Origin of the sequence: Streptomyces sp. NPDC058257 (assembly GCF_042881845.1) — a bacterium.
Taxonomy (GTDB): Bacteria; Actinomycetota; Actinomycetes; order Streptomycetales; family Streptomycetaceae; genus Streptomyces.
The window spans coordinates 15,044-37,106 of sequence record NZ_JBHVXJ010000029.1; the positions used below are offsets into that span (position 1 = coordinate 15,044).

Consider the following 22,063-nt stretch of genomic DNA (forward strand, 5'->3'; position numbering starts at 1 on the left):
CCATGTGGTTCGGCTAGCGACTGACCTTCCGGGTCGCCCGCAGCCATTCCTTGTTCATCGCGGAGATGGACGGCAACGGGATGCCCTTCGGGCAAGCGGTGGCGCACTCGCCGGTGAGCGTGCAGCCGCCGAATCCTTCCTCATCCATCTGCGCCACCATGTCGAGCACGCGCGTCTCGCGCTCGGGAGCGCCCTGCGGCAGGACACCCAGGTGGTTGACCTTCGCCGAAGTGAACAGCATCGCCGAGCCGTTGGGGCAGGCGGCGACGCACGCGCCGCAGCCGATGCACTCAGCGTGCTCGAAGGCGAAGTCCGCGTCCGGCTTCGGCACGGGCGCCGCGTGCGCCTCGGGGGCCGCTCCGGTGGGGGCGCTGATGTAGCCGCCGGACTGGATGATCCGGTCGAAGGACGAGCGGTCCACGACCAGATCCTTGACGACCGGGAAGGCGGCGGCGCGCCACGGCTCGACGTCGATCGTGTCGCCGTCCTTGAAGGACCGCATGTGCAGCTGACAGGTGGTGGTGCGCTCGGGCCCGTGCGCGTCGCCGTTGATGACGAGCGAGCACGCGCCGCAGATGCCCTCGCGGCAGTCGTGGTCGAAGGCGACGGGGTCGTCGCCCTTGACGATGAGTTCTTCGTTGAGGGTGTCCAGCATCTCCAGGAAGGACATGTCGGACGAGATGCCGTCCACTTCGTAGGTGGACATGGCGCCGTCGGCGTCGGCGTTCTGCTGGCGCCAGACGCGCAGGGTGAGCTTCATGCGTAGCTCCGCTGAGTGGGGTGGACGTACTCGAAGACGAGGTCTTCCTTGTGAAGGGTGGGAGCTTCACCCGTGCCCGTGAACTCCCAGGCGGCGGCGTAGCCGAACTCCTCGTCACGGCGGGCCGCCTCGCCGTCCGGCGTCTGCGACTCGTCGCGGAAGTGGCCGCCGCAGGACTCGGCGCGGTGCAGGGCGTCGAGGCACATCAGCTCGGCCAGCTCCAGATAGTCGACGATGCGGTTCGCCTTCTCCAGGGACTGGTTGAACTCCTCGCCGCTGCCGGGAACCTTGAGGCGGCGCCAGAACTCCTCGCGGATCTGCGGGATGCGCTCAAGCGCCTTGCGCAGACCCGTCTCCGTACGGGCCATGCCGCAGAACTCCCACATCAGCTCGCCGAGTTCGCGGTGGAAGGAGTCGGGGGTGCGGTCGCCGTCGACGGCGAGGAGGCGGGTGACGCGGTCCGCGGTCTCGTCGAGCACGTCCCGTACGACGGGGTGGTCGTCGGAGATCTCGTCGTGGTGCGGATTGCGCGCGAGGTAGTCGTTGATGGTGGACGGCAGCACGAAGTAGCCGTCGGCCAGGCCCTGCATCAGGGCGGACGCGCCGAGCCGGTTGGCGCCGTGGTCGGAGAAGTTGGCCTCGCCGACCGCGAACAGGCCGGGGACGGTGGTCTGCAGGTCGTAGTCGACCCAGAGTCCGCCCATCGTGTAGTGCACGGCGGGGTAGATACGCATCGGGGTCTTGTACGGGTCCTCGTCGGTGATCCGCGCGTACATGTCGAAGAGGTTGCCGTACTTGGCCTCGACCGCCTTGCGGCCCATGCGCGCGATGGCGTCGGCGAAGTCGAGGTAGACGCCCTGGCCGCCGGGGCCCACTCCTCTGCCCTCGTCGCATACGTTCTTGGCCGCGCGCGAGGCGATGTCGCGCGGCACGAGGTTGCCGAAGGCGGGGTAGATGCGCTCCAGGTAGTAGTCGCGCTCGTCCTCGGGGATCTCGTTCGCCGGGCGGTCGTCGCCGTGGGCCTTGGGGACCCAGATCCGGCCGTCGTTGCGCAGCGACTCACTCATCAGCGTCAGCTTCGACTGGTGGTCGCCGGTGCGCGGAATGCACGTCGGGTGGATCTGCGTGAAGCAGGGGTTGGCGAAGTAGGCGCCGCGCCGGTGGGCCCGCCAGATGGCCGTGGCGTTGGAGTTCATGGCGTTCGTCGAGAGGTAGAAGACGTTGCCGTAGCCCCCGGAGGCCAGGACCACCGCGTCGGCGAAGTACGTCTCGATCTTGCCGGTGATCAGGTCGCGGGCGACGATGCCGCGGGCACGTCCGTCCACGACGACGACGTCCAGCATCTCCGTGCGCGGATGCATCTCCACGTTGCCCGCCGCGATCTGCCGCGAGAGTGCCTGGTACGCGCCGAGGAGGAGCTGCTGCCCCGTCTGGCCGCGCGCGTAGAACGTGCGGGAGACCTGTACGCCGCCGAAGGAGCGGGTGTCGAGGAGCCCGCCGTACTCGCGCGCGAACGGCACGCCCTGCGCGACGCACTGGTCGATGATCTCCACGGAGATCTGCGCGAGGCGGTGGACGTTGGACTCGCGGGCCCGGAAGTCACCGCCCTTGACGGTGTCGTAGAAGAGCCGGTGGACGGAGTCGCCGTCGTTGCGGTAGTTCTTCGCGGCGTTGATGCCGCCCTGCGCCGCGATGGAGTGGGCGCGGCGCGGTGAGTCCTGGTAGCAGAACTGCACGACGTGGTAGCCCTGTTCGGCGAGCGTGGCGCCCGCGGAGCCGCCCGCGAGGCCGGTGCCGACGACGATCACGGTGTGCTTGCGGCGGTTGGCCGGGTTGACCAGCTTGGCCTCGAAGCGGCGGGTGTCCCAGCGTTCGGCGACAGGACCCGCGGGGGCCTTGGTGTCGACGACCGGCTCCCCGGTCGCGTACTCGGCGTACTCACGAGAGGAGTACTCAGGGGATGAGTGCTCAGGGGATGAGTGCTCAGGGGAGGATTTCATCTGCTAGCTCACCACTCCGGTCATGACGGCCACGGGTACGACGGCGAAGCCCGCCGTCAGTACGAGCGCGAGGCCATTGGCGATGATCTTGAGGGCGCGGTCACGGGTCGCCCTGCCCGCGCCGAGTGTGTGCGCGGCACTCCAGAGCCCGTGGCGGACGTGGAAGCCGAGGGCGACGACGGCGACGATGTAGATGACGTTGCCGTACCACGTGGAGAACGTGTCGATGATGTTCTGGTACGGGTGCAGGTGCTCGTAGCCGCCCGGGTGCACGGTGCCGGTCGTCAGGTCGAGGATGTGCCAGACGATGAACAGGGCGAGGATGATCCCGCCCCAGCGCATCGTGCGCGTCGCGAAGCTCTTGCCCGCCTTCTTGTTCGCGTACTTGGTGGGGCGCGCCTTGATGTCGCGGCGGCTCAGCTGGTAGGCGGAGACGGCGTGCGCGACCACGGCGACGACGAGCACGACGCGGATCAGCCAGAGCGTCCACTCGTAGTGCATGAACGGCTCGCCGACCGTGCGCAGCCAGTGGGCGTAGTGGTTCAGCTCCTCGGGCCCGAAGAAGATCTTCAGGTTTCCGATCATGTGGGCGATCAGATAGAGCAGCATGATCAGGCCGCTCACTGCCATCACTGTCTTCTTGCCGACGGACGAGTCCCAGATCGTGCGCGTCATCGACGACCGTTTTCGGTCCGTCCGCGTTGCCAGAGCCATGGGACCGACGCTAAGGCCGAAGGTCCCGATCGGTCCAAGAGATGGATCAGCTCATCTCGATAGCGAATGGCTATCATCGGCCGTACCCTGCTGTGTATGCAGTTCCAGCAGCTCCTCTACTTCGTCGCGGTGGCCGAGACCCGGCATTTCACGCGGGCCGCCGAGCAGGTGCACGTATCGCAGCCCTCGCTCTCCCAGCAGGTCCGCGCCCTGGAGAAGGAGCTGGGCGCCGAGCTGTTCAGCAGGGCCCGGGGCAATATCACGCTGACCGACGCGGGCGAGGCGCTGCTGCCGCTGGCCCGCCGGATCCTCGCCGACGCCGACACGGCCCGCATCGAGGTCCAGGAGCTGGCCCAGCTGCGCCGCGGCCGGATCCGCCTGGGGGCGACGCCCAGCGTCTGCACCGGCCTGCTGCCCGAGGTGCTCCGCGCCTTCCACGACCGGCATCCCGGCATCCAGCTGCTCCTGGAGGAGGGCGGATCCCACGATCTCGTACGGGAACTGGCACGCGGCGCCCTGGACCTGGCCGTGGTCGTGCTCCCGCTGCCCAGCCCGTCGCCCGCCCTGACCACCGTGGAGCTGCTCCGCGAGGACCTGGTCGTGGTGTCGTCGCCGGACGCGCCCAAGTTCGGCGGCAAGTCGGTGTGCGTCGCGGATCTCCAGCGGGAGCGCCTCGTGATGTTCCGGCACGGCTACGACCTGCGGGAGCTGACGGTCGCCGCCTGCCGGGCCGAGGGGTTCGAGCCGGAGTTCGCGGTCGAGGGCGGCGAGATGGACGCGGTGCTCGGTTTCGTACAGGCAGGGCTCGGGGTCGCGGTCGTCCCGCGCATGGTGGCGGAACGCGCCGGTCGCGGCCTTCGCATGACTCCCCTCGCCCGGCCGACCCTGCACCGCACGATCGCCCTCGCGCACCGCAGCGATGTGGCTCCGCCGAGGGCTGCGCGGGAGTTGCAGAGAATGCTCTTGGAACGGTGACTGACAGCGGCCCGTAGGGGCGCGATGCTGAGACGTGTACGGCCCCGCCCCGTGGGCGCGACCAGCCCCCATCGGGCCCGCAGACGGCTAGCGGACGGAGAGCAGACTTCCGGTCTCGGGCTCTCGGGCTCTCGGGCTAGCGGGCGGACGGCAGACTTCCGGTCTCGGGCTAGCGGCCGGAGGGCAGACTTCCGGTCTCGGGATCGCGGATCGTCAGGCAGTACGTGCCACCCGCGGGGTCCCGCATCACGATCCAGTGCGGCCCCCGCCACACCGCCTCGGCGCCGAGCCGCTCGTGCCGGACGCGGTCCGCATCGAGGTCGGAGCAGGAGAAGTCCAGGTGCGCCCCGGCGGGCCCGTCGTCGTCGAGGCGCTGCAGCAGGATCCGGATCGGCAGCCGAGGGGTCGGCTCGACGAGGTGGAACTCCGGCCGCGAGCCCGGCCGCGCGGCCCACCCCGTGAAGGCGGGCCAGAACGCCTTCTCCGCCTCGAACTGCGCCGGCGGCACATCGAGACACACCTGGTCGAGGCGGCTTTTCGTCCCGTCCGGCGCGACGAGCGGCTCGGGACGGACCTTCTCGCCCTCCCACGTCACCACGCAGAACAGCTGCCCGCCCGGCGAGCGCAGGACCTCCAGGCCCTCCTCCGCGAAGACCGGGGTGGCCCCGAGCGCGCGGGCCTCGCTCGCCTTGGCGGCGACATCGTCCACGGCGAAGTCGAGATGCGCGCCGCCGGCCCCTTCGACCGCCTGTGCCTTCAAAATGGCGTCGGCGCCGTCCGGAAGCAGCGTCACGAACTGGTCGTCCTCGCCCCGGAACGCGGAGAGCCGCGTTCCGGTGACCGCCGCCCAGAAGGCATGGGCCCGCCCGGACCGGCCCTTGGGCCGGTCCACGAAGGCGTACGCCCACTGGATCTCTCCGGAGGACACGTTCGTACTCCTCAGCTCGTCGCGTCCGCGAGCGCCAGCTCGTGCAGCTGGTCCGGCGGACCGGGCCGTGCGTAGTACCAGCCCTGCGCCGTGTCGCAGCCCAACTCTCGCAGCTGATCCGCCTGAGCGCCCGTCTCGACGCCCTCGACCGTGACCGCGAGGTCCAGGCTGTGGGCGAGCCCGACGATCCCCTCGACGATCTTCAGGTCGACGGGGTCGGCCGGGAAGTGCTGCATGCCCTGCGTGAAGGAGCGGTCGAGCTTGAGGACGCTCACCGGCAGGCGGCGCAGATTGGCGAGGTTCGAGTAGCCCGTGCCGAAGTCATCGAGCGCGATGTCCACGCCCATCTCGGAGAGCCGCCGCAGCGGCTTGAGCAGGTCGTCGTCGGCGCCGATCAGCGCGGACTCGGTGACTTCCAGGCACAGGGCGCCCGGTTCGAGTCCGGAGCGCTCCAGGATCTCCACCGTGTCCGACACCAGGTTGGGGTGGGTCAACTGCATGGGTGAGAGGTTCACGTTCACGCGCAACGGCCCCGCGCCCTTGTGCCGCGCCTTCCAGGTACGTGCCTGGCGAACCGATTCTTCGAGGACCCAGCGGCCGAGCGGCACGATCAGGCCGGTGTGCTCGGCGAGCGGGATGAACCGGTCCGGGCCGATGACGCCGTGCTGCGGATGCAGCCACCGCACCAGCGCCTCCGCACCGCGCACACTGCCGTCGCCGAGGTGCACGAGGGGCTGGTACTCGATGAAGAACTCGCCCCGCTCCAGGGCCGCGGGCAGCGCGGTGGTCAGGCCGTGCCGCGTGATGGCGCGGGCGTCGGCCTCGGGGTCGGCGAGCTCGAAGCGGTTGCCGCCCGCGGACTTCGCGCGGTACATCGTGATGTCGGCGCTGCGCAGGACCTCCGCCGCGCCGCGCTCCCCCGCCGGGCCCTCGACTATGCCGATGCTGCCGCGCACGGTCAGTTCGCGGCCCTCGACGCGGATGGGCGTGGAGAGCGCGTGCATGATGCGTCCGGCGAGGTCGTCCACCTCGGCCTCGGTGTCGCTGCCCGTGGTCAGCGCCACGAACTCGTCGCCGCCGAGCCTGGCGACCATCTCGCCCGGCGCCGTGGCGCAGGACTGGAGCCGGTCGGCGACCTCGACGAGGAGCCGGTCGCCCGCCGCGTGCCCGAGGCTGTCGTTGACGGTCTTGAAGCCGTCGAGGTCGAGATAGCAGAGCCCGAACCGCGCGCCGTCGCCCGCGGCGAGGGCCTTCTCCAGGCGCTCGAAGAACAGCGTCCGGTTCGGCAGGCCGGTGAGCGCGTCGTGCGTGGCCTCGTAGCGAAGGCGCAGGTTGAGCAGTCGGCGCTCGGTGGTGTCCTCCATCAACGCCAGTTGGTACTGCGGCACGCCGTCCGCGTCACGCAGCAGCGAGACGGTCAGATTGGTCCACAGGACGGTGCCGTCGGGCCGGTAGAAGGCCTTCTCCACGCGGTAGTGCTCGCGCTCCCCGCGCACCAGCTCCTCGTAGAGCTTCCATACGTGCGGTGAGTCGTCGGGGTGCGTCCACTCCTCGACGTTGTGTCCGCGCACCTGGTTCTCCAGGCCGCCGAACATGCGCACCAGCGCGTCGTTCACCTCCAGGACCGTGCCCGTGAGGTCGGCGATGCTGATGCCGATCGCCGCGCCGTGGAAGACGGCACGGAAGCGGGCCTCGCTGGCGTGCAGCGCTTCGGCGACCGCGCTGCGGGCGTCCAGGGCGGCCCGGGATATCGCCTCCTGCTCGGCGAGGGTGCGCTCCTGCAGGGCGGCGGCGAAGCCCGCGGCCAGGGCGTGCTGCAGGCGTGCGGAACGGGCCCGCAACTCCTCCCGGGGGCCATCGTCGCCGCAGTAGAGGACCAGGTAGGCGTCCACGCAGTCCAGTGTGCGGCTGACCGCCTCGGGATCGGTGCAGTGCGTGCCGACGAGCGCCGCGCCGATCGCCTGGCCCTCGGCCGCGTCGAAGACACGCTCGTGCAGCGCGGCGCGCAACCTACGGGCCAGCGGCACCAGTTGCTGCTCGAACTCGGGACGGGTCAGCGACGTCGCCGTCACCGGGAAGACGGCGCGGCTCCAGATGGTGGCGAACCTGCGCACCCTGTCGTCGGGCCCGTCCGGCTCCCCGCTCATGCCCTGCGCCCCACGCCGGCGAACCCGGAGAAGGTATACGGATCCTCCTCCTCGGGCGCGGTGTCGGGCCGCCAGCGCGGCATCGGCACGAGGCCGGGTTCCACCATGTCGTATCCCTCGAAGAACCGCGCGATCTCTTCGCGCGAGCGCATGATCAGTGGATTACGGATGTCCTTGTACACGCCGACGGTCTGACCGGCCTGCTCGGCGGGGATCGGCATCCCTTCATATGAGGCGTGCGTGAGCACGATCACGCTGCCGGGCGCCAGTGCGTCCCGCAGTTCCGCGACCGCTGTGTAGGGATCGTACGCGTCCTCGACGAAATGCAGGACGGCGACGAGGAGAAGGGCCACCGGACGGTCCAGGTCGAGGAGTCCGTTGACCTCCGAACTGCCCAGAATGTCCTGCGGTTTGCGCAGGTCCCCGGCGACGGCCACCGCCTTCTCGTCGCCGTCGAGAACGGCCCGGCCGTGCGCGACGGCCACCGCGTCGTGGTCGACGTACGCCACGCGGGCGTCCGGGTCCGCCTGCTGCGCGATCTCGTGGACATTGCCGAAAGTGGGGATGCCCGAACCGATGTCGAGGAACTGGGTGATGCCCTCGTCCACAGCGAAACGCACCGCTCGGCGCATGAAGGCACGATTCGCCTGCATGATCTTGGGCAGCCCCGGCATGAACTCCATGGCCCGGCGGGCTGCGTCCCGGTCTACCTCGAAGTTGTACGAACCGCCCAGGTAGTAGTCGTAGATGCGGGACACGCTGGGCATCGTGATGTCGATGCCCTGCGGGGCCCAGGCGGGACGCTCCATCAGGACTCCAAGACGTAGGCGAGGCGAGCCGGTGTTCGAAGTGAGGCTACTGATCGTCCGCCAGGGGAGCGAGTCAAAACGGAAATTGGCCGTCCGTTCTCGGTCACTGCCTGCGGCAAGTGCCGAGTATCAACCCAAAGAACCGGTCCGTTCCTTCCCCCGGGAGGGGAGAGAACGGACCGGTAGACCGTACGCGAGGTGCCTCCGACAAGCCCCCCTTCCCGGCCGGACTTCTTCTTCCGCACTTGCCTTCGGTACTGGCCGTACCAGCCGTACCGGCTCCTTCTGTGTGCCTATTTCCCCTACGTCTATTTCCCGCGCGCCTCCTTCCCGTGCGCCTACTTCGGCGCGCCGACGGGCTTTCCGTTCGGCCCGGCCGCATACCAAGTGCCGCCTACACCCTGGCCATTGGTGTCTCCGGGCTTCCTGTCACCGGAGAACGTGTACATCGGCCAGCAGTCGATGGTCTGCTGCTTGCCGCCGTCCGGCCTGTTGTAGGTCATGAATCCCTTCTTCTGGATGCCCTGGGTGTCTCCCTTGTCGACCGGAGCGACGGCCGGCCACTTCTGCGCGCAGGCACCCACGCAGTTGGACTTGATGGGCCAGGCGGAGTCCTTCGTGAAGCGGTAGACGGTCATGCCGTTCTTGTCGACGACGATCTCCCCGAGCTTGGGGTCCTTGCGGGTGGAGAGCCCTGCCGGGTCGACGGGAGCCGTCTCGGCGGGAGGGTCGGCCTCGGCGGCGGGCGCGGCCTTCTTGCCGTCGGGAGCCGCCGCGTACCAAGTGCCGCCCACTCCCTGCCCCTTGGCGTCACCGGCCTTGGTGTCCTTGGCGTACCGGTACATCGGCCAGCCGTCGATGGTCAACTGCTTGCTGCCGTCGGACCTGGTGACCTCGCCGAGCAGGGACTTGTCCACGCCCGGCGCCGCGGCGGCGCCCTCGGAGGAGGCGACGGGCCAGGTCGTGGCGCAGGCGCCGTCACAGTTCGACTTGGGGGGCTCGGCGGTGTCCTTGTCGAAGCGGTAGAGCGTGTGGCCCTCGCTGTCGGTGACGACCTTGCCGAGCTTCTTGCTGTCCCAGACGGCGAGTTGGCCGGCGGCTTTCGCCTTACCCGCCCCCTCCTTCGCGGCGCCCGTGTCGGCCCCGTATCCGTCGCTCCCCGCTCCGTACCCGTCGTCCTTGGCCGGGGCCTGGTTGCCCACGTTCTGTCCGTTCGGCGACTGGTCGCCCTTTTCCTGACCGCATGCCGTCGTCAGCGCCAGCATGGCCGCAGCTGTCGCTACGAGCGAGGCGGTCCGCCAGGCCCGGGGGGAACCCCCTGATGGATGCTGCATCTCCAACTCCCGCTGTCGCTTGGGTATCGCGTCGCCGAGTGCGTCACGCATGGCCCTAGGTACGGGTGGGAACGGCTGGTGCGTTCAACCGGCGTTCAAGATTCTTTTGTTCGTCAAGCACGCGCCCGGCGTCTCCCCCCTTCGGGTCATAGGAGGCCTCAAGCGGCGTGGCAGCACGACACGCTGCCCATGATCCTTGACGTGCATGGATCCACGAAGGCCTCATCCGGCCTGGTCACGCGCTTAGCCGCACTTCTGGTGCTGACCTGGCTGCTCGGCTCGCCGACGGCTGCCGCGGCGTCGGTCACCGCGCCCACGGACAACTGCGCCTACGCCTCGATCGGCGACGCTCCCGGCGGTGACGCGGTGGCGGTCGCGGGCGACGGAGTGGTCTGCAGGGCGGGTCCCACACACCGCCCCAAGCCTCCGCCGCCGCCCCCTCCGCCACCGCCCGCTCCGGCTCCGCCGCCCCGCCCGGAGCCGCGGGCACCTGAGCCCCCTCCTCCCCCGCCACCACCACCGCCCGCGCGTCCGACACCCGCCGAGCCGGCGCCGCCCCCGCCCCCGCCGCCGTCACCACCACCACCGAGTCCGAAACCGAAGCCGAAGCCGACCCCCACCGTCCACCACAAGCCCGCGCCCACTCCGGTGAGTTACCCCGCGTACCGCGCCGCTTCACGTAATGCGCCGCCCAGCGGGGGCCCGTCCCTGGTCTCGCTCACCCTGCTCATCACCGCACCCGCGGTGCTCGCCGTCGCCGCGCTGCGGCCTCGCTGACCGTCGGAGGTCCCATGTCGGAATGGCTTGTTCTCACCCTCGCGATGGCCGCCGCGTGCGGCGTCGTCCTGATCGTCACCTTCCTGCGGCACCGCAGGACGAGCCCGGACTACGACGCTTCGGAGACCCCGGACGTCATCGAGTACATGACGATGATGATCGGCGTGGTGTACGCCATCGTCCTCGGCCTGGCCATCGCCGGTGTCTGGGAGGCCCGCAGCGTCGCCGAGGACCATGTGCACGCCGAGGCCCAGGCGTTGCACGAGGTCTCCGAGCGAGCGCGGATCTATCCGACCGAGGTCCGCGAACGCATTCGCACGGATGTACATGCTTATGTCAGCCATGTCGTCACCACCGAGTGGGACTCCATGGCCGACCGCGGCGAGCTCACCGACCGCGGCTCTCAACTCCTCGCGCGTGTACGCCACGACGTCACGGACTACCAGCCCAAGTCCGATTTCGAGGCCCAGGCCTACCAGCCGCTCGTCGACGCGGTCGCTGCCGCCTCCGACGCGCGCAACTCCCGTGGCGAAAGCGCCGGGGCCACCATGCCGGGGGTCGTCTGGTTCGGGCTGATCGCCGGTGGTCTCGTCACCATCGGCATGATCTTCACCCTGCAGATCCGCCGCACCCCACGTGAACTCATCCTCGCGGGGCTGTTCTCGGCCTTGATCGCCTTCCTGCTCTTCCTCATCTGGGACTTCGACGCCCCCTACAGCCGCGGCGTCGCGGCCACCCCGGAACCGTTCCGCGCGCTCTTCGGCCACCTCGGCGGATGAGAGCGGATCACAACCAGGAGCGGCCGCGCCCTCGAACACAGGGTGCGGCCGCTTGCTCGACGTTCACTCAGCGATGATCGACGCGACCTGGGTGAGGGAGTCGATCCGCCAGTCCGCGGCCTCGACGACGGACGGGTCGTCGGCCCACCAGTGGCCCCAGGGACCACGCCGGATGTGCGCCGTTCTCAAACCGGCCGCCTTGGCCGGGAAGATGTCGTTCGCGGGATGGTCTCCGACGTACAGCGTCCGCTCCGGCTCTGCCTGAGCCGCGTCGATCACTCTGGCGAAGAACGACGGATCCGGTTTCGCCACTCCCCACTCGCCCGAGGTGGCGACGAGATCGGCGGGCAGATCGAGGCCACGCAGCAGCTCGCCCGCGCGAGACGTCTGATTGCCCGCGACGACGACACGCACCCCCTGCTTGCGCAGGCCGCCCAGAGCGGGGCGCACATCGGGGTAGAGGTCGGTCTCGGCCAGGTGCTCGCCACGCCCCGCGACCTCGCGGGCCTGATAGGCGGCGGCGACATCTATGTCCGGGCTCAGCAGCCGCAGCGCTTCGGTATTGTCGCGGCCCCGCGTGACGACACCGCCCACGAGCGCGGAGACGGTGTGACGGGGCACGCCGAGCCAATCGGCCCAGGATGCCCAGTAGCGGTCATCTTTGGTGAGGGTCTCCCCCACGTCGAAAACGACGGTCTCAATCATCGGGCTCAGCCTATGCGGCCACCGGGCTCCGCAGGCCGCTGACCCGCGCGTCTCAGGGGGTTCACATGTACGCCGCCGCCGGCGCCGCGCGCTGCGGCAGAGTGGATCCATGGAGATCGAGGCCGAGGAACCCGCCCGGGTCACACGCGAGTTGGCCTCGGCATGCCATCCCGAGGCGCTGGCAGCGTTGCTCGGCGGGAGCTCGGTGACCGTCCGGCGCACGCCACGCTCCGACCTGGATGTCGTGGTGGTGCTCGCCGGTGAGCGGGAGCCGTCCAGGACGAGCCCCCGGTTCGGGGCGTGGCCGGTGGAGCTGTTCGTGCACACCGAGGCCAGCTGGCGGTGGTTCGGATGCAAGGAGATGCCGTGGCGGCGATCGTCGATGCTCTCGATGTGGGCCGAGGGATTCCTGCTCCTGGACCGGGACGGAACCGGCGCCCGACTGCGGGACGAGGCACCGAGGTTGACGGCGGCGGGGCCTCCCGAGGCGACACCGGACGAACTGGAGGACCGGCGCTACAGCCTCACCGACCTCCTCGACGACCTCGCCGGATGCGCACATGCGCGCGAGCGGCTGTTCATCGTCACCGAGATCGCCCGCCGGACCTGCGAGTTCGTCCTGATCCAAACGAGAGGCCCTACGTGTGGCCGGGGTTTTCCACGGAGCTCGACGGCATGGTGCGGGAAGCCCCGGCGGGCAGGCCATCGGGCCTTGTCGCGCTGGTGGACGAGGTGCTCGCGCCGTCCGGCGGACGCCTGTGGGAGGGGTATCGGCGCAGCGGGTATCCCGGCTCCACGACATCGACTTCGCACACAGGTCCGTAAACCGTGCTGCGCGGCGGCCCCGCGCGGCGCACTCTGGTGGCATGACCTGGCAGACACCCATCATCGTCCACCCGCCCGCTTCCGACGGCGGACGGCGGGTCACCGTGCGCGGACAGGCCGTCGGCGTCGCGCGCGATGACCGTGACCTGGTGGAGTTCCTGCGCCGCGCGGGACTCGGGGACGCCGACATGGCCCTCGACGACCCGCACCTCGTGGAGTGGCGCGGCGGCGGGGCGCATGTGTGGGCGAAGGGTTCCTGAGTCTCGTCCGAGTGGCTCCCGAGCGAGTGGCAGGCAGGTAAGGCAGTAGGGCAGCGAGCGGGCAGGCGCACCGTGCCGACCTCTCCCCCGGCCCGGCGCCCGGCAGCGCCCGGTCCGCGTTCCCCCTCCCCCTACACGCTTCGCCGCCCGTTCCCCGTCACCGCCCCCGCGACACCCCGCCACGTTCCCCTGTCCGGCCCACACCGTTGCCCCGTTCGCGCGACTGCGATCGCGGTCGCCGGGCTCCCTGCTTAGCGTTTGCGGCATCGAGGCGCATATCAGGTGAAAGCGGAAGAAGATCCGCGGCTGCTCCTCGGAGACCCGGAGGAATCATCATGCGCGCGATACGCGTCGCCTCGGCCACTCTGCTCGCCGCCACCGCCCTGACCCTCACCGCCTCCGCCGCTTCCGCGGCCGTCGCGGACGACGGCGACTCGAACGACCACAACATCACCTCGTTCGGCTTCCGCGTCACCCCGTCCACCATCGCCGCCGGCGGTCAGGTCACGCTCAGCGTGGACGGCTGCGAAAGCGACGCCACAGCGACCTCCGGCGTCTTCGACGACGCCCATATCCCCAAAGGGCAGCAGTCCGTCTCGGCGATGGTCTTCCCCGACGCCAAACCCGGCGCGATGTACGAGGTGACCTTCAGGTGCGGGGAGGAGACGGGGACCACGGACCTGACCATCGCCACGGGCCGTCCGACCTCACACCCCACGTCGCATCCGACAGGACCCACCCACCATGGGGTCAAGGCCGGCGTCGGCGGCAGCTTCGGCGGGCTCGACCTGCACGAGATCGCGCTCGGCGGCGCCCTGATCGTGGGCACGCTCGGCACCGCGTACTACCGGACCCGCCGCCGCAGCGGCGACGGCAACTCCTGACGAACCGCCCCTGACCGGCGCGGAAGGGGGACGCGCCGGTCAGCAAGGCGGAACGGTCCGCACCCGACGTGCGAGTGACGGGTGAAGTGCGGGTCATGGGCGTGGCGGTACCGCTACCGGGTGTGCGGTCAGATGCCGCGCCCCGCGCTCTCCGAGCGGCGTCGCATCCAGAACACCCCGCCACCGACCACGGCGGCCGCCACGAGCACCCCGCCGATCGCCATGTCGGTACTGGTCGCCCCCGCGCTGCTGCTGCCGCCGAGACCACCGCGGACACCACCGTGGATGACGGTGAACGCGTTGGGCTTGGTGAGGGGCGCGCTGCTGCCGCAGTGGACGGTGATGCTGTGGGCCCCCGGCGACGCGTGATGGTGGATCGTGGTGTTCGCGCTGGCCGTGCCGCCACCCATGGTCTTCAGGTTCGTGTCGGGGAAGGCGTCGGACGTGACCTTGCTGCCGACGGCCTGGCAGGCCGAGCCGTCGACCGTCACTGTCAGCTGTCCCCCTCTGGGGATCACGCTCGGCATGGCGACGATGTTGGACGGATCGGCCCAGGCCGATGCCGTCGGGGCGGCGAGGCCGACGACGGCACCCGCGGTGACTGCGACCGCGAGGGCACGGGTGGTGCGCATACGAGAAGTACGCATGTGAATCCTCCGCGGAAGACGCCCCGGGGTAACCGTCCCCGGTCGATCGGCGAGAGCGCCTCCCAAACAGACCCTCAGATGCCCCGCACACGCACGCACTTCGACGATCGGCCGTACTGGTGAGGCGACACGCCGGAGCGCGAACGTACAAGCCGATATTGCCGCAGGTCACGGACCGTCAGAAATTTCCTGCGGACCGCGACTCGGATGGCGCATGCCCGGTATGGGCGCCACCCGTTCGCTCCCGCTCTGTCGCCCGCCGCGTGCGCCGCGCTTAGCGTTCTCGTACGCGCAACGGACGCGGTTCGAATGCCGCGTTGAGAGGGGATCAGAGAATGCCTTCGTCCCAGCCGGCCGATGATGAGGAGCAGCAGAGGAAGCGCGCGCCGTGGGGTGTCATGGCGCTTGTTCTGCTGACCGGCCTCGCGCTGATCCGGAATGGCTCAGGGGAATTCGACGTGGGCCCGCCCCAGCCCGCATCGGCCGCCGCCGCGGACCAGGCACCCGACGAGGCGGGCCGGGGCATCACGCCGATGACGTTCTCTCCCGCCGCGCGGGTGGGCATCAAGGGGATCCGGGTGGACGCGCCGGTCATGCCGGTCGGGCTCGACTCGGAGGGCTGGGTGGACGCGCCGCCGCCGGAGGACCCGAACCTCGCGGGCTGGTTCACCGGAGCCGTGTCGCCGGGCGAGAAGGGCACTTCGGTGATCGTCGGCCATGTGGACAATCAGCAGGGGCCCGCCGTCTTCTACGGCCTGGGCTCGCTGAAGAAGGGAAACCGTGTCGAGGTCCTGCGCTGGGACCGTAAGACCGCGGTATTCGAGATCTATGGCATCGAAGTGTTCGAGAAGGACGATTTCCCGGGGCGCCGCGTCTACAAGGACAAGGGAACTCCGGAACTCCGCGTCATCACCTGCGGCGGCGGATTCTCGAAGCAGGCCGGTTACGACGGGAATGTCGTTGTTTTCGCCCGCCTGGTGGACGTGCGCTGACGGCGAACGCGTCGGCGGAACACGGCAGTGCCGGGCGGGCGAATTTCCGTCCTGAATTCGGGCCGACTCGGGGTCGGAGTCGGGGTCGGAATCGGAGTCGGGGTCGGGGTCCGGCTAGATTCCGTAGCGGCTCGGCAGGCTGATGCGGTACCCCGAATCGATGAGTTCGGGAAGATACGTCCGCAGCGCCTCGACGCTCTGGGAACGGTCGCCGCCCGCGTCGTGCGAGAGCACGACCACTCCGGGGCCCGCGCCGGCCCGTACGCGCCGGATGATCGTGCGGGTGCCCGGCTCGGTCCAGTCCAGGGTGTCGACGGTCCAGGCGAGCGGCTCCATGCCCAGGTCGGCACCCAGCTGGAAGGCGTTGCGGTTCCAGGCCCCGTAGGGGGCGCGGAACCAGGCCGGGGGTTCGCCCACGGCGTCCTCGACGACCTCGCAGGTGCGCTCGATCTCCTCGCGCATCGCGCTGCGGCTCATCTTCGGGAGCAGCGGATGCGTCCAGGTGTGGTTGCCGATCAGATGCCCGTCGTCGGCCATCTCGCGCAGCAGGTCCTTGTTGTCGACGGCCATCTCGCCGCAGACGAAGAACATCGCGCGGACGTCGTAGCGGCGCAGGGTGCGCAGGATGCCGGGCGTGTAGCGAGGGTCCGGTCCGTCGTCGAAGGTCAGCACCATGCTGCGGCCCTGTCCGTCCATGCGCAGGATCGGCTCCTTGCGCACGCGGGGCCGGGTGCGCGGGGCCCCGGCAGGGCCGCTGCCCGCCATGGGCTGCAGGCGGTACGCGGAGGCCTTGAGGGGGCGCGCGGCAGGCGCCCCACCCGCAGCCACCCCACCGTCAGCCGCACCACTGGGGATCCCAGAACCGGACACGTCCGGCGCCCCAGCGCCGGACCCTGCTGTTCCCGCGCAGCCGGCGGTCGCGGCCAGACCGAAGACAGCGGCGCCGCGCAGGAGTGCACGACGCCCTGGAGTCATTTGATCCTTTTTCATGACTAATCCGTCGCATGGCGGAAGCCCGATGCGGGCCATCAACACCACGGCCGACCGCGAAAGCACCCGATGGGACCAGCGGAGAACCCGGCGGCAGGGCGGTAACCCGGGTCAGCGACGCCGTACGAGCGGGAAGGGCAACGTCTCCCTGATCGTCAGGCCGGTGAGGAACATGACGAGCCGGTCGACGCCGATGCCGAGCCCGCCGGTGGGCGGCATCGCGTACTCCAGGGCGTCGAGGAAGTCCTCGTCAAGCTCCATCGCCTCCGGGTCTCCCCCGGCGGCGAGCAGCGACTGCGCGGTGAGGCGGCGGCGCTGCTCGACGGGGTCGGTCAACTCCGAGTAGGCGGTGCCCAGTTCGGTACCGAAGGCGACCAGGTCCCAGCGCTCGGCCAGGCGCGGGTCCGTTCGGTGCTGGCGGGTCAGCGGGGAGACGTCGGTCGGGAAGTCCTTGTAGAAGGTGGGCAGCTTCGTCTTCTCCTCGACGAGGCGCTCGTACATCTCGAGCACGACGTCACCGCGGCCGTCGTCCGGCTGGTACGGGACGTCCGCGCGGTCGCAGAGCCGGTGCAGCCGCGCCAGCGGGGTGTCCGCGTCGACCTCGTCGCCGAGCGCTTCGGAGATCGCACCGTAGACCGTCTTGACCGGCCACGGTCCGGAGATGTCGTGCTCGGTGAGCCGCCCGTCCGCGTCGGCCTTGCGGGCGACGGGCGCGCCGAAGGCGGCGGTGGCGGCGCCCTGGATGAGCTCGCGCGTGAGGTCGAGCATCACGTCGTAGTCGGCGAAAGCCTGGTAGGCCTCCAGCATCGTGAACTCGGGGTTGTGCTTGTAGCTCACGCCCTCGTTGCGGAAGGTGCGGCCCATCTCGAAGACCTTCTCCATGCCACCGACGCAGAGCCGCTTCAGATAGAGCTCCGGCGCGATGCGCAGGTAGAGGTCGAGGTCGTAGGCGTTGATGTGGGTGGTGAAGGGGCGGGCGTTGGCGCCTCCGTGGATCTGCTGGAGCATCGGCGTCTCGACCTCGAGGTAGCCGCGGTCCAACAGGCCCTGACGCAGGGCCTGCACGGCGGTGGACCGGGCCCGGACGACATCGCGGGCGTCGGGGCTCGCGACCAGATCGAGGTAGCGGCGGCGGACCTTGGCCTCGGGGTCGGTGAGTCCGCGGTGCTTGTCGGGCAGCGGGCGAAGGCACTTGCCGGTGAGCTGCCAGCCGGTGACGAAGACGGTGAGCTCGCCCTTGTCGCTGGCGCCGACCGTGCCGGTGGCCGTGATGTGGTCACCGATGTCCGTGCCGGAGGTGAAGCCGTCCAGGACCTCCGGGCCCGACCGGTCCCGGGTCAGGGCCAGTTGACGGTCTCCTGACCAGTCGCGCAGGACCGCGAAGACGACCCCGCCGAAGTCGCGTACGAGCATGACGCGCCCGGCGACCGTGACCTGCTCCCCCGTCAGGGCGGGTGTCAGCCCGGCGAGAGTGTGGGTGCGCGGCGGGAGGCCCACGGGGTAGGGGTCGACTCCGTCGGCGCGCAGCCGGTCGAGCTTGTGGTGGCGGATGCGGACCTGGTCGGGGAGCGTGGCCAGGGGGTCGGCGTCCGCGGCGTCCCCCTGGCCCGCGAGACCGAGGGCGGAGATCGGCGGGAGGCCCTCCGTGCCGACGGGCTTCGTGACACCCTTGGGTCCCCGGCCCTTGCCCCAGAGCTTGCGCAGCGAGGGCACGGAGACGAAGCCTTCCGCGATGCCCGACGCGAGGCTGATCCGGGCGAGGGCTCCGGCGTCGCCGTAACAGATGAAGCGGGGATACCACTCGGGGTGGTATTTGGCGTTGGAGCGGTAGAGCGCTTCGAGCTGCCACCATTTCGAGAAGAACAGGAGCAGCTTGCGCCACAGGCGCAGCACGGGGCCGGCTCCGATGCGGGCGCCCTCCTCGAAGACCGAGCGGAACACGGCGAAGTTCAGGGAGATGCGGCGCACCCCGAACTTACCGGCGCCCGCGCAGAGTTCCGCGACCATGAACTCCATGACTCCGTTGGGCGCGGACGCCCGGTCGCGGCGCATCAGGTCCAGGGAGATGCCGTCCTTGCCCCAGGGGACGAGGGAGAGCAGGGCGATGAGCCGTCCCTCGGCGTCCAGGGCCTCGACGAGCAGGCAGTCGCCGTCCTCGGGGTCGCCGAGGCGGTCGAGCGCCATCGAGAAGCCGCGCTCGGTCTCGGTGTCCCGCCAGGCGTCCGCCTTGTCGACGATCTCCTCCATCTCCTCGTCGGTGAGGGTGGAGTGGCGGCGGATGCGGGTGGTGGCGCCGGTGCGGCGGACGCGGTTCACGGCCTGTCGGGTGACGCGCATGTCGCGGCCGTCCAGGTCGAAGTCCGCGATGTGCAGGATCGCCTCGTCGCCGAGCTGGAGCGCGCCGAGCCCGGAGCGTGCGTAGGCGGTGGCGCCCTCCTCGGAGGCACCCATCACCGCGGGGGCCCAGGCGTACCGCCGGGCCACTGCCAGCCAGGCGCCGATCGCGTGCGGCCAGGCCTCGCGGTCGCCCACCGGGTCGCCGCTGGCCAGGCAGACGCCCGCCTCGACGCGGTAGGTGACGGCGGCCTTGCCGCTGGGTGAGAAGACGACGGCCTTGTCGCGCCGGGTGGCGAAGTAGCCGAGCGAGTCCTGGGCGCCGTACGCGCCGAGCAGCGCGCGGATGCGGGGTTCCTCGTCGCCGTGCAGGGCGGCTTCCATGCGCTGGGAGCGGAAGAGGGTCGCGGCCGCGTTCAGGAGGGCGAGGGCGCCGAAGAGGCCGAGCCAGAAGTGCAGGGCACGTGGGGGTCTGCCGTCGAAGTAGTCGCCGCCGGTGAAGAGCCCGCCGCAGACCCGGTCCGCCGCCCACAGCAAGGCATGGCCGCGCGGCAGCGACCCCGGAAAGAGCGCGACGAGCCCCCAGCCGACCAGGATCGCCACCGCGAGGCCCGCGACGAGTACGAGCACGGCCCGCCGGACCGCCGCGCGGCGGGAGTCCGCGGCGAACTCCTTGCGGGCCAGGACGAGCAGGACGAGGGCGATGGAGCAGACGACGAGGGAGGGGATCGAGTCCGCCCAGAAGCCGAGGGCGATGCCCAGGACGTCGAAGGCGAGGAGAAGCCCCAGATAGACGACGACCAGCCACCACGCGACCTTCTTGCGCGCAGCCGTCGCCGCGGCGAGGAGGAAGAGGAAGACCGCGTACGCCAGGTTGGGGCTCACCGGGACCGTGAGGAGGTCGAGGACGCGGACCACCGGGCGCAGGAGGTGGCGCAGCGGGGCGATGATCGCGAGGATCGCGCAGAAGAGCCCCAAGGTGCCGAAGAAGGTGGCGAAGCCCTCCGGCACGCGTCTGAGGAAGCGGGCTCTCGCGCCCTGCGGCGGGGCGGTGCGGGGGCTCTCCACGCTGGTGCTCATGGATCGACCCTAGGAAGAGCCGCGCCGCCCCGCTCGTCGGAGCGTCGGCGAGCGTCTCGGATACCGCTGCCCACGACGGAGGCGGAACGACGGCTCCGATAGCCTCTCGGCTGTGACTGAACACCACTCCCACCAGTTCGAACGCGGTACGGACGGCCCGAAGGTGATCGTCGTCGGCGTCGACGGCTCGGATTCCTCGCTCCGGGCCGCGGCATATGCCGGAGGCCTGGCGCGACGACAGCACGCGCTGCTCGCCGTCGTCTACATCCAGCCGGTGATGGCCGCGGGCGCCGCGCTCGGCGCCCCGGTGGCCGAGGCGACCGACGAGATCGCCGAGTCCCTGATTGCCGAGATCAGAGACGCGACCGAGCGGGTGAAAGACATATTCGACGTGCGATGGGAGTTCCACACCTTCCGCGGCGACCCCTACAGCGGTCTGGTCACCGCGGCGGACGACCTCACCGCCGACGCCGTGGTCGTCGGCGCTTCCGAGCAGGCGGGCCACCGTATCGTCGGCTCGGTCGCGGTACGCCTGGTCAAGGCGGGCCGCTGGCCCGTCACCGTGGTGCCGTAACCCACAGCGGCCGGACTGCTGAACCCCCCACAGCATTGAGTGGTGTGGTGTCTTCCGTCAGGGGCGCGCCTGGGCCATCATGATCCGCCATCAGCCGACTGCCGTCCGCGAAGAGGTGGAGCTCATGGCAGGACTCCGGATGGGGCACGGCGTTCTGCGCCGCAAGCCCATCGAAAGCATCGAAGAGACCGAAGGCGCGGAGGGCGGCGGGCTCTCCCGCTCGCTCGGCCTCTGGCAGCTCACCGCGATCGGCGTCGGCGGCATCATCGGCGCCGGCATCTTCACCCTCGCCGGGACGGTGGCCAACGGCACGGCAGGCCCCGCCGTCCTCATCTCCTTCCTCATCGCCGGTGTCGCGAGCGCGGCCGCCGCCTTCTCGTACGCCGAGTTCGCGGGCCTCATCCCGAAGGCGGGATCGGCGTACACCTACGGCTATGTGGTGCTCGGCGAGCTCACGGGCTGGTTCATTGGCTGGGACCTCCTCCTGGAGTACACGGCGATCGTGGCGGTGGTCGCGATCGGCATCTCCGGCTACTTCAACTTCCTCCTGAACGACATGGGCGCGCAGCTGCCCCACTGGATGCTGGGCGCACCCGGCACGGGCGACGGGCACAGGGTCGACCTGTTCGCGGCGGCACTGTGCCTGCTCATCGCCTACCTCCTGACCCTCGGCATCAAGAACGCGGCGCGCTTCGAGATGATCGTGGTCGTGCTGAAGGTCATCGTCGTGCTCGTGGTGATCGCCGTCGGCTTCTTCCACATCAACACCGGGAACTACAAGCCGTTCTTCCCCTTCGGTGTCAGCGGCGCCTTCACCGGCGCGGCGACGGTCTTCTTCGCCGTGTTCGGGTACGACGCCATGAGCACCGCCGCCGAGGAGTCCAAGGACGCTCAGCGCCACATGCCGAAGGCGATCCTCTACTCCCTCGCGATCTCGATGGTCCTGTACGTGCTCGCCTGCTTGGTCCTCACGGGGATGCAGGGCTACAAGGACATCGACCCGGAGAGCGGCTTCTCCACCGCGTTCAAGTCGGTGGGCCTCGGCGGTCTCGCCGATGTGATCGCGGTCGGCGCGATCATCGGCATCCTCACCGTGATGTTCACCTTCATGCTCGGCGTCACCCGCGTGTGGTTCAGCATGTCGCGCGACGGGCTGCTTCCGAAGTGGTTCGCCAAGACGCACAGGACCCGGCACGTGCCGACGCGCGTGACGTGGATCGTCGGGTTCGCCTCGGCCGCCATCGCCGGGTTCCTGCCGATCGGCGAGGCGGCCGAACTGACCAACATCGGGATCCTGTTGGCGTTCATCGTGGTGTGTGTCGCGGTGATCGTGCTGCGCTACAAGCAGCCCGAACTCCCGCGCACGTTCCGCTGCCCCGGGATGCCTGCGGTGCCCGCCATCGGGGTCGTCTTCTCGATCTGGCTGATCACGTTCCTGCAGTGGCAGACATGGGTGCGGTTCGCGGTGTGGTTCGCGATCGGTCTCGTCGTCTACTTCGGCTACTCGTACCGGAAGTCGGAGCTGGCGAAGACCGACCGCGTCCCTTAG

The 22,063-nt window shown here is 70.0% G+C and carries 20 protein-coding genes; 9 read left to right on the forward strand and 11 right to left on the reverse strand.

Annotated elements, in window-relative coordinates:
* Nucleotides 1-13 precede the first annotated feature (13 nt).
* The 3 genes from ACFVXC_RS39325 to ACFVXC_RS39335 are packed head-to-tail and all read right to left on the reverse strand — an operon-like array spanning nucleotide 14 to nucleotide 3,435.
* Nucleotides 14-760 carry a succinate dehydrogenase/fumarate reductase iron-sulfur subunit gene (locus tag ACFVXC_RS39325; RefSeq protein ID WP_363207235.1) on the reverse strand — a complete coding sequence of 249 codons (747 nt, stop codon included), beginning with the start codon at nucleotides 758-760 and terminating at the stop codon, nucleotides 14-16.
* A complete protein-coding gene (locus tag ACFVXC_RS39330) occupies nucleotides 757-2,760 on the reverse strand; it encodes a fumarate reductase/succinate dehydrogenase flavoprotein subunit (RefSeq protein ID WP_389916047.1) in 2,004 nt (667 codons plus the stop codon). Before ACFVXC_RS39330 ends, ACFVXC_RS39325 begins: the two co-directional genes overlap by 4 nt.
* A gap of 3 nt (nucleotides 2,761-2,763) precedes the next feature.
* The gene (locus tag ACFVXC_RS39335; protein WP_389916218.1) at nucleotides 2,764-3,435 is read right to left on the reverse strand and encodes a succinate dehydrogenase; all 672 of its coding nucleotides are present in this window, start codon (nucleotides 3,433-3,435) and stop codon (nucleotides 2,764-2,766) included.
* A 135-nt stretch (nucleotides 3,436-3,570) separates the two neighbouring features.
* Here ACFVXC_RS39335 and ACFVXC_RS39340 point away from each other — a divergent pair, with 135 nt between their 5' ends.
* Nucleotides 3,571-4,449 (forward strand): LysR family transcriptional regulator, encoded by an 879-nt coding sequence (locus tag ACFVXC_RS39340; protein ID WP_389916049.1) that lies wholly within the window; start codon nucleotides 3,571-3,573, stop codon nucleotides 4,447-4,449.
* 169 nt (nucleotides 4,450-4,618) lie between these two features.
* Here ACFVXC_RS39340 and ACFVXC_RS39345 read toward each other — a convergent pair whose 3' ends face one another.
* The 4 genes from ACFVXC_RS39345 to ACFVXC_RS39360 all read right to left on the reverse strand — a co-directional run bounded on the left by ACFVXC_RS39345 (nucleotide 4,619) and on the right by ACFVXC_RS39360 (nucleotide 9,667).
* Nucleotides 4,619-5,377 carry a VOC family protein gene (locus ACFVXC_RS39345; RefSeq protein WP_389916052.1) on the reverse strand — a complete coding sequence of 253 codons (759 nt, stop codon included), beginning with the start codon at nucleotides 5,375-5,377 and terminating at the stop codon, nucleotides 4,619-4,621.
* A gap of 11 nt (nucleotides 5,378-5,388) precedes the next feature.
* Nucleotides 5,389-7,524 (reverse strand): putative bifunctional diguanylate cyclase/phosphodiesterase, encoded by a 2,136-nt coding sequence (locus tag ACFVXC_RS39350; protein WP_389916054.1) that lies wholly within the window; start codon nucleotides 7,522-7,524, stop codon nucleotides 5,389-5,391.
* Entirely contained in the window at nucleotides 7,521-8,333 is an 813-nt protein-coding gene (locus ACFVXC_RS39355) for an SAM-dependent methyltransferase (protein ID WP_389916056.1), read from the reverse strand. Before ACFVXC_RS39355 ends, ACFVXC_RS39350 begins: the two co-directional genes overlap by 4 nt.
* 338 nt (nucleotides 8,334-8,671) lie before the next feature.
* Nucleotides 8,672-9,667, reverse strand: a complete 996-nt coding sequence (locus ACFVXC_RS39360; protein WP_389916219.1) for an SCO0930 family lipoprotein — start codon at nucleotides 9,665-9,667, stop codon at nucleotides 8,672-8,674.
* Between the two features lie 201 nt (nucleotides 9,668-9,868).
* On the opposite strand from ACFVXC_RS39360, the gene ACFVXC_RS39365 reads away from it, so the two are divergent.
* Both ACFVXC_RS39365 and ACFVXC_RS39370 read left to right on the forward strand, forming a co-directional pair.
* Nucleotides 9,869-10,444: a hypothetical protein gene (locus tag ACFVXC_RS39365; RefSeq protein WP_389916059.1), complete on the forward strand. Its 576-nt coding sequence runs from the start codon at nucleotides 9,869-9,871 to the stop codon at nucleotides 10,442-10,444.
* Between the two features lie 14 nt (nucleotides 10,445-10,458).
* Nucleotides 10,459-11,223 (forward strand): hypothetical protein, encoded by a 765-nt coding sequence (locus tag ACFVXC_RS39370; RefSeq protein ID WP_389916062.1) that lies wholly within the window; start codon nucleotides 10,459-10,461, stop codon nucleotides 11,221-11,223.
* Nucleotides 11,224-11,286: 63 nt separating this feature from the next.
* Here the strand turns inward: ACFVXC_RS39370 and ACFVXC_RS39375 are convergent, their stop codons facing one another.
* Nucleotides 11,287-11,928, reverse strand: a complete 642-nt coding sequence (locus ACFVXC_RS39375; protein ID WP_389916065.1) for an HAD family hydrolase — start codon at nucleotides 11,926-11,928, stop codon at nucleotides 11,287-11,289.
* Nucleotides 11,929-12,603: 675 nt separating this feature from the next.
* Here ACFVXC_RS39375 and ACFVXC_RS39380 point away from each other — a divergent pair.
* The 3 genes from ACFVXC_RS39380 (at nucleotide 12,604) to ACFVXC_RS39390 (ending at nucleotide 13,897) form a co-directional block, all read left to right on the forward strand.
* Nucleotides 12,604-12,753 (forward strand): hypothetical protein, encoded by a 150-nt coding sequence (locus tag ACFVXC_RS39380; RefSeq protein WP_389916067.1) that lies wholly within the window; start codon nucleotides 12,604-12,606, stop codon nucleotides 12,751-12,753.
* Between the two features lie 41 nt (nucleotides 12,754-12,794).
* Nucleotides 12,795-13,013, forward strand: a complete 219-nt coding sequence (locus ACFVXC_RS39385; protein WP_389916070.1) for a hypothetical protein — start codon at nucleotides 12,795-12,797, stop codon at nucleotides 13,011-13,013.
* 335 nt (nucleotides 13,014-13,348) lie between these two features.
* Entirely contained in the window at nucleotides 13,349-13,897 is a 549-nt protein-coding gene (locus tag ACFVXC_RS39390) for a hypothetical protein (protein ID WP_389916072.1), read from the forward strand.
* Between the two features lie 128 nt (nucleotides 13,898-14,025).
* On the opposite strand, the gene ACFVXC_RS39395 is transcribed toward ACFVXC_RS39390, so the two are convergent.
* Nucleotides 14,026-14,529: a hypothetical protein gene (locus ACFVXC_RS39395; protein WP_389916221.1), complete on the reverse strand. Its 504-nt coding sequence runs from the start codon at nucleotides 14,527-14,529 to the stop codon at nucleotides 14,026-14,028.
* 350 nt (nucleotides 14,530-14,879) lie between these two features.
* Between ACFVXC_RS39395 and ACFVXC_RS39400 the strand changes: the two genes are divergently transcribed.
* Nucleotides 14,880-15,536 carry a class F sortase gene (locus ACFVXC_RS39400; protein WP_389916075.1) on the forward strand — a complete coding sequence of 219 codons (657 nt, stop codon included), beginning with the start codon at nucleotides 14,880-14,882 and terminating at the stop codon, nucleotides 15,534-15,536.
* A 114-nt stretch (nucleotides 15,537-15,650) separates the two neighbouring features.
* Here the strand turns inward: ACFVXC_RS39400 and ACFVXC_RS39405 are convergent, their stop codons facing one another.
* Both ACFVXC_RS39405 and lysX read right to left on the reverse strand, forming a co-directional pair.
* Nucleotides 15,651-16,526, reverse strand: coding sequence for a polysaccharide deacetylase family protein (locus ACFVXC_RS39405; protein WP_389916077.1), 876 nt, complete (start codon nucleotides 16,524-16,526; stop codon nucleotides 15,651-15,653).
* 111 nt (nucleotides 16,527-16,637) lie between these two features.
* Entirely contained in the window at nucleotides 16,638-19,940 is a 3,303-nt protein-coding gene (gene lysX / locus ACFVXC_RS39410) for a bifunctional lysylphosphatidylglycerol synthetase/lysine--tRNA ligase LysX (protein ID WP_389916080.1), read from the reverse strand.
* Nucleotides 19,941-20,052: 112 nt separating this feature from the next.
* On the opposite strand from lysX, the gene ACFVXC_RS39415 reads away from it, so the two are divergent.
* Nucleotides 20,053-20,514, forward strand: coding sequence for a universal stress protein (locus ACFVXC_RS39415; RefSeq protein WP_389916083.1), 462 nt, complete (start codon nucleotides 20,053-20,055; stop codon nucleotides 20,512-20,514).
* Between the two features lie 124 nt (nucleotides 20,515-20,638).
* Complete coding sequence (locus ACFVXC_RS39420; protein WP_389916085.1) at nucleotides 20,639-22,063, forward strand: amino acid permease; 1,425 nt, start codon at nucleotides 20,639-20,641, stop codon at nucleotides 22,061-22,063.